General features: G+C 63.1%; 12 protein-coding genes. 2 read left to right on the top strand and 10 right to left on the bottom strand.

Annotated features, from left to right (window positions below):
- Positions 1 to 204: 204 nt before the first annotated feature.
- The gene (locus AC1RM7_RS19280) at positions 205 to 2,325 is read left to right on the top strand and encodes a molybdopterin-containing oxidoreductase family protein (protein WP_024920258.1); all 2,121 of its coding nucleotides are present in this window, start codon (positions 205 to 207) and stop codon (positions 2,323 to 2,325) included.
- Between the two features lie 12 nt (positions 2,326 to 2,337).
- Here the strand turns inward: AC1RM7_RS19280 and AC1RM7_RS19275 are convergent, their stop codons facing one another.
- The 4 genes from AC1RM7_RS19275 to AC1RM7_RS19260 all read right to left on the bottom strand — a co-directional run bounded on the left by AC1RM7_RS19275 (position 2,338) and on the right by AC1RM7_RS19260 (position 7,078).
- Positions 2,338 to 3,111 carry a sulfite exporter TauE/SafE family protein gene (locus AC1RM7_RS19275; RefSeq protein ID WP_024920257.1) on the bottom strand — a complete coding sequence of 258 codons (774 nt, stop codon included), beginning with the start codon at positions 3,109 to 3,111 and terminating at the stop codon, positions 2,338 to 2,340.
- 144 nt (positions 3,112 to 3,255) lie between these two features.
- A complete protein-coding gene (locus AC1RM7_RS19270) occupies positions 3,256 to 4,776 on the bottom strand; it encodes an acyl-CoA synthetase (RefSeq protein ID WP_024920256.1) in 1,521 nt (506 codons plus the stop codon).
- A 65-nt stretch (positions 4,777 to 4,841) separates the two neighbouring features.
- Positions 4,842 to 6,032: an ABC transporter substrate-binding protein gene (locus tag AC1RM7_RS19265; protein WP_024920255.1), complete on the bottom strand. Its 1,191-nt coding sequence runs from the start codon at positions 6,030 to 6,032 to the stop codon at positions 4,842 to 4,844.
- Positions 6,033 to 6,103: 71 nt separating this feature from the next.
- The gene (locus tag AC1RM7_RS19260) at positions 6,104 to 7,078 is read right to left on the bottom strand and encodes an NAD(P)H-dependent flavin oxidoreductase (RefSeq protein ID WP_024920254.1); all 975 of its coding nucleotides are present in this window, start codon (positions 7,076 to 7,078) and stop codon (positions 6,104 to 6,106) included.
- Positions 7,079 to 7,172: 94 nt separating this feature from the next.
- Between AC1RM7_RS19260 and AC1RM7_RS19255 the strand changes: the two genes are divergently transcribed.
- Positions 7,173 to 8,072 carry a LysR family transcriptional regulator gene (locus AC1RM7_RS19255; RefSeq protein WP_024920253.1) on the top strand — a complete coding sequence of 300 codons (900 nt, stop codon included), beginning with the start codon at positions 7,173 to 7,175 and terminating at the stop codon, positions 8,070 to 8,072.
- 30 nt (positions 8,073 to 8,102) lie between these two features.
- On the opposite strand, the gene AC1RM7_RS19250 is transcribed toward AC1RM7_RS19255, so the two are convergent.
- From AC1RM7_RS19250 to AC1RM7_RS19225, 6 genes are read right to left on the bottom strand one after another with little or no spacing between them, the layout of a single operon-like run.
- Entirely contained in the window at positions 8,103 to 8,900 is a 798-nt protein-coding gene (locus AC1RM7_RS19250) for an ABC transporter ATP-binding protein (protein WP_006023046.1), read from the bottom strand.
- Entirely contained in the window at positions 8,900 to 9,742 is an 843-nt protein-coding gene (locus AC1RM7_RS19245) for an alpha/beta fold hydrolase (RefSeq protein ID WP_024920252.1), read from the bottom strand. Before AC1RM7_RS19245 ends, AC1RM7_RS19250 begins: the two co-directional genes overlap by 1 nt.
- Before the next feature lie 46 nt (positions 9,743 to 9,788).
- Positions 9,789 to 10,568: an ABC transporter permease gene (locus tag AC1RM7_RS19240; protein WP_024920251.1), complete on the bottom strand. Its 780-nt coding sequence runs from the start codon at positions 10,566 to 10,568 to the stop codon at positions 9,789 to 9,791.
- 2 nt (positions 10,569 to 10,570) lie between these two features.
- Positions 10,571 to 10,963 carry a pyrimidine utilization protein C gene (gene rutC, locus AC1RM7_RS19235; RefSeq protein WP_006023049.1) on the bottom strand — a complete coding sequence of 131 codons (393 nt, stop codon included), beginning with the start codon at positions 10,961 to 10,963 and terminating at the stop codon, positions 10,571 to 10,573.
- 53 nt (positions 10,964 to 11,016) lie between these two features.
- On the bottom strand, positions 11,017 to 11,724 hold the full coding sequence (locus AC1RM7_RS19230) for an isochorismatase family protein (protein WP_006023050.1): 708 nt from the start codon (positions 11,722 to 11,724) through the stop codon (positions 11,017 to 11,019).
- A gap of 20 nt (positions 11,725 to 11,744) precedes the next feature.
- The gene (locus AC1RM7_RS19225) at positions 11,745 to 12,791 is read right to left on the bottom strand and encodes an ABC transporter substrate-binding protein (protein ID WP_024920250.1); all 1,047 of its coding nucleotides are present in this window, start codon (positions 12,789 to 12,791) and stop codon (positions 11,745 to 11,747) included.
- Positions 12,792 to 12,896: the final 105 nt, after the last annotated feature.

Genomic DNA, 12,896 nt, shown 5'->3' with positions numbered 1-12,896 from the left:
TGTTCCTTCAAACCAGACTGGACGCGAGCGAAGCCGCCGGACAGGCGGCACCCGGTCCCGATGCGGGTTCCGCTTAGCACAATCCGGCATGGGGAGTTGAGTCCGTGGAATGGTTTTCCGCCATGCGCCGGAAGTGGGGCTTTCATGGTCCAGCAGGACAGCCCTGACCTTGCATGTCGGCCCGCGCAGATTAAGGTCGCTGCAATGAATGAAATGCTCCGCCCCAAATCCGTGCCGCCAGGATCTGTGCCTCGACGGGTCGCGGCGACCGCCTGCCCACACGATTGCCCCTCGACCTGCGCCCTTGAAGTCGACGTGCTCGACGAGCGCACCATCGGCCGGGTGCGCGGCGCGCGGGACAACGGCTACACGGCGGGGGTGATCTGCGCCAAGGTCGCCCGCTACGCCGAGCGGATTCATCATCCTGACCGCCTGACGAACCCGCTGGTCCGCACCGGCGCAAAGGGCTCCGGCACCTTCGCGCCGATTTCATGGGACGATGCGCTGGATCTGGTCGCCGGCAAATTCCTGGAGGCCGAAGCACGGTACGGCTCCGAGGCGGTCTGGCCCTACCAGTACGCAGGCACCATGGGCCTTGTGATGCGCGACGGCATCCATCGTCTGCGCCATGCCAAGAAGTACTCCGGCTTCCATTCCACCATCTGCGTCAATCCGGCCTGGACCGGATTCGTCGCCGGCACCGGCAAGCTCGCAGGCCCGGACCCGCGCGAGATCGCGAAGTCCGACTGCGTCGTGATCTGGGGCACCAACGCGGTGAGCACCCAGGTCAATGTCATGACCCACGCGACGCGGGCGCGGAAGGAACGCGGCGCGAAAATTGTTGCGGTCGACGTCTACATGAACGGCACCATGGAGCAGGCTGATCTCGCGGTGCTGGTGCGGCCGGGTACCGACGGCGCGCTGGCCTGCGCGGTGATGCATTGCCTGTTCCGCGACGGCAAGGCGGATCGCGATTTTCTTGCGCAGCATACCGATGCGCCGCATGAGCTCGAACAGCATCTGCAAGGCCGGGGCCCGGAATGGGCCTCGAAAATCACCGGCTGCCCGGTCGAAACCATCGAGGAATTCGCGGCGCTGGTGGGCAATACGCCGCGCACCTATTTCAGGCTCGGCTACGGTTTCTCCCGCTCACGCAACGGCGCGCCGAACATGCATGCCGCAAGCTGTATCGCAGCCGTGACCGGGGCGTGGCGCCATGAGGGCGGCGGCGCATTCCACAACAACGGCGCGATCTATCACTGGGACCGTTCGCTGATCGAGGGACTCGATGTGGTCGATCCGTCGATCCGCATGCTCGACCAGTCGCGCATCGGCGCGATCCTGTGCGGCGACGCCGACGCGCTGTTCAATGGGCCGCCGGTGACGGCGATGCTGATCCAGAACACCAACCCGGTGTCGGTCGCGCCGGACCAGACCCGCGTCAAGCAGGGCTTCGCGCGCGACGACCTGTTCGTCTGCGTGCACGAACAGTTCATGACCGAGACCGCAAAGGTCGCCGACCTCGTGCTGCCGGCAACGATGTTCATGGAGCACGACGACGTCTATCAGGGCGGCGGACATCAATACATTATCGCGGGCCCGAAACTGATCGAGCCGCCGGGCGAGTGCCGCTCCAACCACGATGTGATCGTGAGCCTCGCCAAACGTCTCGGCGCCGAGCATCGCGGCTTCGACATGACGCCGCGCGAGATCATCGACTGGACGCTGCAAAAATCCGGCTGGGGCACGCTGGAAAACCTCGAGCGCGAGCGCTGGATCGATTGTCAGCCGGATTTCGAGACCGCGCATTACACCAAGGGCTTTGCGTGGCCTGACGGAAAATTCCGTTTCAAGCCGGACTGGCCAACGGTGCCGTTCCGCAGTCCGGGGCTTTCGGGCCCGGTGGACGATCTCCCTCAATTGCCGGATCACTGGACGGTGATCGAGGAAGCCGACGAGCATCACAGGTTTCGTCTTGCCACGTCACCGGCGCGCAACTTCCTCAACACCACCTTCAACGAAACGCCGACCTCGCTCAGCCGCGAGCAGCGGCCCACGGTGATGATCCATCCCGACGATGCGGCGGCGCTGTCGATCGCCGACGGCGACAAGGTGATCCTCGGCAACGAGCGCGGCGAAGTCCGGCTTCACGCCAAATCCTTCGATGGCATGCGGCGCGGCGTGCTGATCGCCGAATCGATCTGGCCGAACCATGCCTATGAAGACGGCCGCGGCATCAACACGCTGACGGGCGCCGATCCGATCGCGCCCTATGGCGGCGCGGCGTTCCATGACAACCGCGTCTGGATCAGGCGCGCGGCGTAGGCAGGCTCGTCGTTACATCCAGCTTCGGATCAGCATGTAGATCGCGACGCAGGAAATCACCGCCACAAAAACATCGTTGAGCAGTGTCCGCCTGCTCGCCAGCACATGTGCCGACTTCACGCCGATATATCCGCCGGCCAGACCGCCGACGATAAAGACCGCGGTCAGCGGCCAGTTCACCAGACCGGAGAACGCGTAGCTCGTTGCTGTGGTGAGACCGAAGGCCAGCACGGCCACCAGCGAGGAACTCACCGCGTACACCAGCGGCATGTCGGTCGCGAACACCAGCGCCGGCACGATCAGAAAGCCCCCGCCGATGCCAAAGAACCCGGAGAGCAAGCCGGTGGCAAGCCCCACGCCGGCAAGCGCCGGCGCATTGGCCCGGTTCAACTGGACAGACTTGTTGCCGTCGTGATCGCGGCGACGCCGCATCAAGACAGCAACCACGAGCATCAGAAGCGCGAACATCGTCAGCAGACGCGGCCCATCGACCATCTTGCCGACCAGTGAACCGAGAAACGCTCCAATCACACCTGCGCCGGCGAGCACCGATGCGCACCCCCACTTTACCGTGCCGGTGCGTGCGTGGATCAGAAGGCCGAACGCTGCGCTCGCCGCAACGGCGAGCGAGCTGGTGCCTATCGCCACATGCGCATTCGGCACGCCGACCAGATACACCATCAGGGGCACGGCAAGAATCGACCCGCCGCCGCCGATCACACCGAGCGAAAAGCCGACAAGCGAGCCCGATGCCGCTCCGAGCAAGCCCTGCGCCAAGGAGATCATACCGGTCGCCCCCCGCCGGCGGTTCGTCCCGCCGGGCTGTTTCATTCGGGGCAGCATGACACGATTTCAGCGCAGAGCCATCGGCAACGGACGAATTCCGCAACTTTCAACAGGCCGAAAGGGGACCCGATACGCGACTGCCCGCTACGCGGACGGGCGATTTTCCCAATAGGGATCGCGCAGCTTGCGCTTGAAGATCTTGCCGCTGGCTTCGCGCGGCAGGGCTTCAAGGAAGTTGATGTCTTTCGGCACCTTGAAGTTCGCCAGCCGCTTCCGCAGATAATCCTGCACGTCCTTCGGCGTCAGCGCGGCGCCGGTATCGGGTTCGATGCAGGCGCACAGCCGTTCGCCGAATTCGTCGTCCGGAATGCCGAACACGGCGCAGTCGCGCACGCCCTCCATCCCGATCAGCGTGTTCTCGATCTCCGCCGGATAGATGTTAACCCCGCCCGAGATCACCATGTCGCGCTTGCGGTCGCAGAGAAACAGATAGCCGTCTTCATCCAGATAGCCGACATCACCGACACTGATCAGCCCCTCACGGCCGGCTTCCTCGCGCGCACCGGCTTTGCGGTGATAATCGAAATCCGGGATCGCGGTCTGCCGCATGAAGATCTCGCCGATCTCATTGACACCGCAGGGCTCGCCGTTCGGACCGAAGATCTTGACGATGCCGCCTTCGATCGCGCGCCCGACGGTGCCGGGCTTCGCCAGCGCTTCCTGTGCCGAGTGCCAGATCGGAATCCCGGTCTCGGTCGAGCCGAAGTACTCATGAACCACCGGCCCCCACCATGCGATCATCGCCTGTTTGACCGGAACGGGACAGGGTGCCGCGCCATGCACCACGAACCGCAGCGACGACAGATCGTACCGCGCCTTCACTTCATCCGGCAGCCGCAGCAGCCGCACGAACATGGTCGGCACCATGTGCATGTGAGTGACCTTATGCCGCTCGATAAGCTGCAGCAGATCTTCTGGATCGAAACGCGGCTCCAGAACGATGGTGCAGTCGTGGCGGAATGCCAGCATGCCGTAGGAACTGGGGGCCGAATGATACATCGGCCCGTTCATCAGAACGACCTGATCTTCATTCGGCTTCAGGCCGTAGGTGATGGCGCTGACCCGCTCGGCCGCGGCCATCTGTTCCGGCAGCATGGGCAGACGCCGCACGCCCTTCGGCCGGCCTGTGGTGCCGGACGTATAGAACATCGGCGTTGCGCGGCCCGGCGCTTCCCGGGAGGGCGCAAATCCGTCGCGCCAGACGTCCCAATCCACCCGGCCCTCGGGCACGCGCGCCAGTTCAGGCAACACACCGAACGCATCGGCAATCTCCGGCGGCGTTTTCACGACCAGCAGCGGCAAGCGCTTCGGCAGACCGTCCTTGATCTGCGGCAACAGGTCCGCGTGGCACACGAGGCTGTGCGCGCCGCTGTCGGCCAGAATGTAGGCGACCTCTTCCGCCTTCAGGTGCCAGTTGATCGGCACCACCGGCGAACCCAGCATCGCGGCAGCCGCCGACGCTTCGAAAAGCGCGAAATCATTCCGCAGCATCAGCCCGACAGGCGCACCGTCACGCAGGCCGAGCGCCTTGAAGCCGGTGGCGGCCCGCGCGATGCGCTCTTGGATTTCAGGAGTGCTGATCTGACGGTCGCCGCTGATAATCATGGTGTCGTTCCGGCTGAATAAAGAGAACAGGCGCGCCGCGGCATCGCAGCGCGCCCTCGTTACGTTTACTGATCGTCGAGAACCTTGCCGAATCCAACCCAGCTCTTGCCGTCGAAACGGCGCAGCAACAGTTGCTGGAACGGCAGATAATCGTCGGGCCCGGTGTTCACAGTGATGCCCGGCAACAGAAGCGGCAGCTCGACGTTCTTGAGCGACGCCGCCTGGCGCTTGATGTTCTCGGCACTGAAATCGTCCTTGCAGGCCTTGAGCACGGCGACCATCAACTGGGCGTAATGGTATCCCGCCGAATAGTTGGAGTTGTTGAGATCCGCATTCGGCATGTACTGCTTCATGAACGCGAAGAACTCTTTCACGCCGGGATCGTTCGCCCATTGCACATCGTTGACGTCCTTCTGGTTGCTGGACGAGATCATGCCGACGGCATTCTCCAGTCCGGCCGGCGCGAGGAACGAAATCGAGGCCGCCGATGTCGGCAGGAACGTCATGTCCGGCTTCCAGCCGAGTTCGGCAATGCCCTTGATCAATTGCGACGTGAACTTGCCGAGCACCACGCCGAACAGGACGTCGGCGCCGGATGCCTTCAAGGTGGCAAGCTGCGAGTTGATGGTGGGCGCAGTCACCTCGTAGCTCGCCTCGGCCACGATCATGGTCGCGGCCTTGTCACCGAGCGCGCGCTTGAAGCCGCTGACATAGTCGCGGCCGAAGTCGTCGTTCTGCGCGAGAATGGCGATCTTCGCATTCGGTTTCGTCGCCAGGATATGCTTGGCGTAGATCACGCCCTCGGAGGCATAGGCCGCCATGCCCGGCATGGTGTAAGGGAAGCCCTTCGGATCGGCCCACTTGGTCGCGCCGCTGAGAACGAACAACTGCGGAATTTTCTTGCCGTTGAGATAACGATGCACCGCATTGTTGGTCGCGGTGCCGAGCGAGGCGAACATGACCTGCACCTCGTCCTGCTCGACCAGCTTGCGCGTGTGTTCGACCGTCTTCGGCGGCGAGTAGGCGTCATCCATGCTGATGAACTTGATCTTGCGGCCGTTGATGCCGCCTTCGGAATTGATCTTCTCGAAGTACGCTTCCTGCACCCGGCCGATCATACCGAAGCCCGACAGCGGGCCGCTGTAAGGCAAGGTCTGCCCGATGCGGATTTCACCCTTGGTATCCGCATGTGCCTGCGTGATTCCGCACGCGGCAAGCGTCAGCATGGCCGTCGCAAGACGTGATAAGGCCTTCATGGTGTCTCCTCCCTGATTTGTTTGTTTTTCTTGTGGTGGGCCGCGCTTATGCGCGCGTGCCCCATTTTCCGTCAGGCGCTTGCGCGCATCAGGAAATCTCCTCGCGCTTCGGCGAATTCAGTCTTCAGCCGCTCGACCAGTTCCGCGACCGGCGGAATGTCGGTGATCTGGCCGATGCCCTGTCCCGAGCCCCAGATGTCACGCCAGGCCTTGACCTTCATGTTCCCGCCGGAGCCGAAGTTCATCTTGGTCTTGTCGGCAACCGGCAGATTGTCTGGATCGAGGCCGGCAGCAGCGATCGACGGGCCGAGGTAATTTCCATGAACGCCGGTGAACAGGTTGGTGTAGACCGTGTCGTGCGCGGCGTAGTCGGTCAGCGCCTTCTTGTAGGCGGGATCGGCGTTGGCCTCGACGGTCGCGATGAAGCGCGTGCCCATGTAGGCCATGTCCGCGCCGAGCGCGAGCGCCGACGCGATACCCCAGCCGTCGGAGATCGCGCCGGAGAGCAGGATGGTGCCCTTGAACCACTGCTTCACTTCCCGCACCAGCGCGAACGGTGACAGCGTTCCGGCATGCCCGCCCGCGCCTGCGCAGACCAGGATGAGGCCATCGACGCCCTGCTCCGCGGCTTTGCGCGCGTGCTTGACATTGATGACATCGTGAAACACCACGCCGCCATAGGAATGCGCGGCATCGACGATTTCGGACGGCGGACGCAGCGAAGTGATGATGACCGGAACCTTGTGCTTCACACAGGTTTCCATGTCCTTCATCAGACGGTCGTTGGAGGCGTGGCAGATCTGGTTGACCGCGTAAGGCGCGACCTTCTTGTGCGGGTTCAGCGCCTGATATTCGCCGAGTTCGTCCTCGATCTGGGTCAGCCATTCGCCCAGCTTCTCGACCGGCCGCGCATTCAGCGCCGGGAACGAGCCGACGATGCCGGCCTTGCACTGCGCGATCACCAGTTCAGGACCAGACACGATAAAGAGCGGCGAGCCGAGAACGGGCAGTTCAAGCGTACCATTGAGCGAGGCGGGAAGCGGCATCGGATTTGTCCTCTTTGAATGTGAGCAACGATAACATCTTGACCGGCGCCCCCAATGTCCAATATTGAACAGTTGCAGCTTCAGGATTGAACAGATGGACTGGGATCTTTGCCGGACCTTCATCGCCGTTGCCGAATCCGGCAGCTATCTCGGCGCGGCCCGGCGGCTGCGCTCGAGCCATCCCACGGTCGGCCGCGAGATCGCGGCCCTCGAAGCGCAGCTCGGGACCAAACTGTTCGTCCGCTCCAATGACGGGCTGGCGCTGACAGCGCAGGGCCGCCGCTTCCGTGAGCACACCGCGGCGATGGAAGCCGCTGCACTGCGGGCGGAAGCGGCGGTCTCGGCCACCGGCGCAAAAGCACGCGGCCTCGTCAAGTTCTCGATCGGCCCGACGCTGGCGGCCTACTGGCTGATGCCGCACATGGCGTCCTTCATCGAGACCCACCCCGACGTTCAGATCGAATTCGTCACCCACCCGTTCCCCGTCAGCGTCCGCAAGCGCGAGGCCGATATCGTGCTGCGCATTTATCAAAGCGGCGACGAGAACCTGGTCGGCCGCAAGATCGCGCGGCTGGGCGTCGGCTTCTATGCCTCGCGCGACTACGCCGCGCGCCATTCCCTGCCCCAGCATCGCGACGACTGGAAGCGTCACAATATCGTCGGCTTCGCGGACCGTGCCTCAAACGCCGAACTCGGACGCTGGAGCGATCATGTCGCGCGGGAAGCGACCGTGGTGATGCGCTGCTCATCGCAGGCCGACATGCTGGCGGCGGTCCGCGCCGGCGTCGGGATTTGTGCGATGTCCTGCATCGTCGCCGATGCCCACGACGACCTGATCCGCGTCGCGCCGGACAAGCTGGCCGGCATTTCCGACATCTGGCTGCTGGCGCATCCGGACCTGATCGATCTGCCGGCTGTTCGTGCAGTGATTGATTTCGTCACCCAGCGTTCGCGGGCGGATCGTGTGCGGCTCAGCGGCGCGGCAAAGGCATGAGGCGGCCTGAGCCGTGAAACCCTGCTCGGCTTACACCTCGCGCCTGATCTCGAGCTCCGACCAGATCCGGTTGAAGTACTCGTTGTAGAGCGGGTTGGTGCGAATGGTCACCGGGTCGCGTTCGGCGGCAGACAATTCGATGGTGTGCAGGCTGCGCACCGTCGCGGGCCGGTTGGTCATCACAACGATGCGGTCGGCCATGGTGATCGCTTCACCAATGTCATGCGTCACCAGAATCACGCTCTTGCCGCGCTCGCGGATAATCCGCTGCACCTCGCCTTGCAGCAGCAGCCGGGTCTGAAAATCCAGCGCTGAAAACGGCTCGTCCAGCAGGATCACGTCGGGATCGAACGCCAGCGTTCGCATGAAGGCCACGCGTTGGCGCATGCCACCGGACAACGTCGCGGGCTTGGCTTTCTCGAAACCGCCGAGGCCATAGGATGTGATCAGCCGATGCGCGATTTCCTCGGCCTCGGCGCGCGCCACACCGCGCACTTCCAGACCCAGCGTCACATTGTCCAGCACGCTGCGCCAGGGCAGCAGCATGTCCTTTTGCAGCATGTAGCCGACGTGGCCCTTGGCGCCCGCCACCTGCACGCCGTTGACCGACACGCTGCCCATGGTCGGCGAAATCAGCCCCGCGATAATGTTGAACAGGGTGGTCTTGCCGCAGCCCGACGGTCCGACGATGGCGAGCACCTCGCGCTTGCGCAGACCGAAGGAGATGTTGCCCAGCGCGCGAACCGGATTCGCGCTCTCGGCGTTGAAGACCATACCCACCTCATGGGCGGTCAGGACGTCTCCGGTGGCAGCGGCTGCATCAGCCATCAGGCGATCTCCGGATAGGTCAATTCTGGCGCCTGCCATTTGCGCCCGGCAATTACCGCGTCGAGATACGACAGCACGACGGCGTTGAATTGATCCGGCAGCACCACCGAGACGGCGTGGCCGCCGGTCTCGAAATAGAAGGTGTCGGCCTTGGGCATCACCTTCGCCATCCGCTCCGAATAGAACAGCGGGGTCAGATGATCGTCCTTGGAACAGGTGATCAGGCAGGGGCACGTGATCTTCCGCAGTTCCTCGCCCGGCGAGTACGAACAGATCGCCTCGATGCGGCTCAGCATGATGTCGGTCGGCGCCAGCGCCGCGGCTGCCGCGGGCTCCTCCGCTTCAAGGCGCGCGATGTTTGCGCTCACCCACCACGGCGGATTGAGAAACAGCGGCGTGGTCTTGACGTAATGCAGCGGACCGCTTGTCTGCAGAACGCGCTTGCGGACCTCGAAGCACCGCCTGAAGTAAGCGTCGGAGGTTGCCCATCCCGCGTACAGAACCGCGCTCTTGATACGCGACGGAAAGCGCAGCGCCATGTCGTGCGCCATCGCCGCGCCGGTCGAATGGCCGACGATATGCGCGGCTTCGATTTTCAGTTCGTCCATCAGCGCGACCATGTCGTCGGTCATTTGCGGGACTGAATAAGTGATGCGGTCCTGACGCGAGCCGCCGGTCCCGCGATGATCGTGCAGCACGACCTGATGTTTCGCGGCGATGGCCTCGATGTTCGGCTTGAAATAGCTTCCTGCGCCGCCGATGCCGGCGACCAGCAGGACGGGCTCGCCCTTGCCGATCACCTCGTAAGCGATCTCGGTTCCGTTCACCTGAGCTACCGGCATCAAACTCTCCGTTGTTCTTGCACGTGTCTTGTCGTTGGGAGCGGCATCAGTAGCTGAGCCACCGTTCGAGCAGCGTGACGCTGTAGTCGAGCACCAGCGCGAGCAGCATCAGCGCGAACAGGCCCACCCAGACCGCGTTGAGGTCGTAGAGCGTCCCGGCGTAATAGACGAGATAGCCGAGCCCCTGCTTGGCGGCGATGTATTCGCCGACCACCGCGCCGATCAGGGCGAATCCGACATTCAGCCGCAGGCCCGAGATGATCCAGGGCATGGTGGCCGGCGCCACGATCTTCCGAAAGGTCTGCCACCGGGTCGCACCGAGCGACCGCATCAGGCGGATCAGATCCTGATCGACCTCCTGCGCACCGCTATAGGCGGTCATCAGCGACACGATGAATGTGATAATCGCGGCGATGGCGATCTTGGATTCAATCCCGATGCCGAACCAGACGATGATCAGCGGCGCCAGCGCGATCTTGGGCAGGCCGTTGGCTGCCACGATGAACGGCCGCAGCATGAGTGCCAACCGCGGAGTCAGCCACAGTCCGAGACCCGCGACACTGCCGAAAAAGCAACCGATCACGAATCCAATCAGGGATTCGAGACCGGTGACGAGGGTGGACTGCACCAGCGTTCCGTCCGCCAGAAGCGTGACGAACTTCTTCGCGATGCCGCTCGGCTGGCCATAGAGATAGACCGGCAGCCATTCGGCCCGGATGGCGATCTCCCACAAACCAAGGAAGCCGACCGTCAGCGTGATCTGTCCGAGCAGGATCAGCAGCCACGGCGAAATGAGAAGGCCGCGCTGTTGTGCCTGTTCCGCCATGCTCAGCGGGCCTTGGGCAGATGCGCGATGGACGCGATTTCCACGAGGAATTCGGGTTTGACGAGATCCGCGCGAATGCAATAGCGCGCCGGGAATTCGCTCGGAAAGAACTCCTTATAGACCGCGTTCATGGCGGCGTAATCGCCGAGGTCCTTGAGGAAGATCGAATTCATGGTGACGTCGGCCATCGTGCCGCCGGCGGCCTCGACGATGCTCTTGATCGACTCCAGGACCGCACGGGTCTGCGCCGTTGCGTCGCCGACACCCACGGTCTTGCCGCTGCCATCCATGGCCAGCACGCCGGAGACATAGAGGATGTTGTCCGCAACCACACCCGGCGAATAAGGCGCCATCGGCGGCGGCGAGCCGGCGGGAATAACTGGCTTACGGGGCATATCGGGCTCCTTGGGTTCCTGGCGAATCGTTATGACTGATGGGACCGAAAACGTCAGCGGTTGGTCAAGCTTCGCAGCTCGCTGACCGTGGTGGTCCAGCCGAAAAAAGTTTCGACGTTGTAGACCGTGGCCTCCTGCAGGGAGACCGGACCGGCCTGGAGCGTTGCGTCCTTCACCATGACCGGGAAGTACTCCAGGAAGTACGCATCGCGGATGGTGGATTCCACGCAGACGTTTGTGGCGACGCCCACAACCACCAGATTCCGAATCCGCCGCGCCCGCAGCATGCCGTCGAGCTGGGTGCCGGAGAAACCGCTGTAACGCGGCTTCGGCAGAACGATCTCGCCGGGCAGCGGCTTGATCTTTTCAACCAGCTCGTAGTCCCAGGTCCCGCGCGTGATGAGCTTGCCGTCGAGTTCCGGCCGCGCACGCATCGTTTTCAGCGCGTTCGACTTCCACCAGTTCGGAGAGTCCGGTGTGCCGGCCTCCTGTTTTTCCGCATCCCAGCCGTTCTGGAAAAAGACAATCGTAAAGCCGAGCTTGCGTGAGATTTCGATGGTCTCCGCCACGGCAGCGATCACCGGCTTGGCGCCTGTCACATCGAACCCGGCAAGGTCGAGATAGCCGCCTGGCGACGCGTAGGCGTTCTGCATGTCGACAACGATGAGCGCGGTCTCATCCGGCGAGAGAGGGAATTCGTCCGGCTTGGCGCCGAGCACAAGGCTGTTGTCGTGACGCGGCAACGTCTGAGGCAGAGTCATGGTCATGTTCGCTTTTGAGGTCAGCTTTTCAGGCCAAAGTCGGACGCCGCCTTGGTGGCGAACGTCGTGTCGACCATGTCTTCGTAGGGCAGCGTCTTCTTGAGCGTGCCCGCGCCGCTTTCGTGCTTCATGATCGCATCCCAGTCTTCCTTGGTGATGACCGGGTTGCGTGGCACCACGTTTTTGGTGGTCATGAAGTTCTTCGCGCCGAGCTTCACGACTTCCGGCGCAACGGTCGGAAATTCCTGCCGGCTGACTTCCTCGAAAGCGTTCGGGTCGGAGTGCAGCAGCTTCATCGCTTCCGCGAGCGCATTGGTGAACTTCTGAACCGTTTCGCCGTTGCTCTTGAGATACGGCTCGGTGACGAAGACGGACGAGAAGGCGATCGGCCCGAGAATGTCAGCGAATGAGTAGACCACCTCCAGCCCGAACTGGGTGACGCCGATACTGGCGTCCCAGTCGAATGCGATCGCCAGATCGGCGCGGCCGTCCTTGACGGCGGCGGCCTGTGCACCGGGCGGCAGTTCGAGGAAATTCACGCCTGCTTCCTTCGGATCGAACCCGCCGACGCTGCGCATCAGATAAGTCGGTGTGGAGATTGTGTTGGACGGGAAGCGCAGGGTCGCAATGGTCTTGCCCTTCAGATCAGCCAGCGAATTGATCTTGAGGCCGGGCTTCGCGATCGCGAAGAGTGAAATACCGCCCGCGACCTTGGCGATGCATTTCATCTTGCCGCCTTCGAGGGTCGAATTGACCGACATGCCGGTGCCGGTCAGCGCGAACTGCGCCCGGTTGGCGAGCAGCACGGAAACAGGCACCGCAATACCGCCCGCGGTGGAAAGCTCAACGTCCAGGCCCTGTTTTGCGAACATCTCTTTGCGCATCGCGACATAGAGCGGGGTATAGAGGGCGATATGGATGGCCTCGGACACGACCACCTTGGTCCGGCCCTGCGCGATGCCCGGCATCGGAAATGCCGCAGCCATGCCGAGCGCACCGGTTCCTATCAGCAAGCTCCGGCGGGTCGGCGTCGCAAGCGATGTCGCTTCAGGTTTAGGCGAAGTCATGTTCCATGGTCTCCTTGTGGGATGGCCGCGCCGGCAACCGCGACGGGAAGATGAAGCCTCTCCGGAGATGGATTTTCCAGTTCATCTCGACAGAACCGTATCTTC

The sequence above is a fragment of the Afipia sp. GW822-FHT03D08 genome (genome assembly GCF_058801645.1).
Note: the sequence above shows the minus strand (reverse complement) of the source record. Positions and strands in the feature narration are given on the sequence as shown.

Coding starts and splice junctions, on each gene's coding strand:
- AC1RM7_RS19240 (WP_024920251.1), bottom strand. CDS start 10,568: ATGGCGGAACAGGCACAACAGCGCGGCCTTCTCATTTCGCCGTGGCTG.
- AC1RM7_RS19265 (WP_024920255.1), bottom strand. CDS start 6,032: ATGAAGGCCTTATCACGTCTTGCGACGGCCATGCTGACGCTTGCCGCG.
- AC1RM7_RS19280 (WP_024920258.1), top strand. CDS start 205: ATGAATGAAATGCTCCGCCCCAAATCCGTGCCGCCAGGATCTGTGCCT.
- AC1RM7_RS19275 (WP_024920257.1), bottom strand. CDS start 3,111: ATGATCTCCTTGGCGCAGGGCTTGCTCGGAGCGGCATCGGGCTCGCTT.
- AC1RM7_RS19230 (WP_006023050.1), bottom strand. CDS start 11,724: ATGACTCTGCCTCAGACGTTGCCGCGTCACGACAACAGCCTTGTGCTC.
- AC1RM7_RS19250 (WP_006023046.1), bottom strand. CDS start 8,900: ATGGCTGATGCAGCCGCTGCCACCGGAGACGTCCTGACCGCCCATGAG.
- AC1RM7_RS19270 (WP_024920256.1), bottom strand. CDS start 4,776: ATGATTATCAGCGGCGACCGTCAGATCAGCACTCCTGAAATCCAAGAG.
- AC1RM7_RS19245 (WP_024920252.1), bottom strand. CDS start 9,742: ATGCCGGTAGCTCAGGTGAACGGAACCGAGATCGCTTACGAGGTGATC.
- rutC (WP_006023049.1), bottom strand. CDS start 10,963: ATGCCCCGTAAGCCAGTTATTCCCGCCGGCTCGCCGCCGCCGATGGCG.
- AC1RM7_RS19225 (WP_024920250.1), bottom strand. CDS start 12,791: ATGACTTCGCCTAAACCTGAAGCGACATCGCTTGCGACGCCGACCCGC.
- AC1RM7_RS19255 (WP_024920253.1), top strand. CDS start 7,173: ATGGACTGGGATCTTTGCCGGACCTTCATCGCCGTTGCCGAATCCGGC.
- AC1RM7_RS19260 (WP_024920254.1), bottom strand. CDS start 7,078: ATGCCGCTTCCCGCCTCGCTCAATGGTACGCTTGAACTGCCCGTTCTC.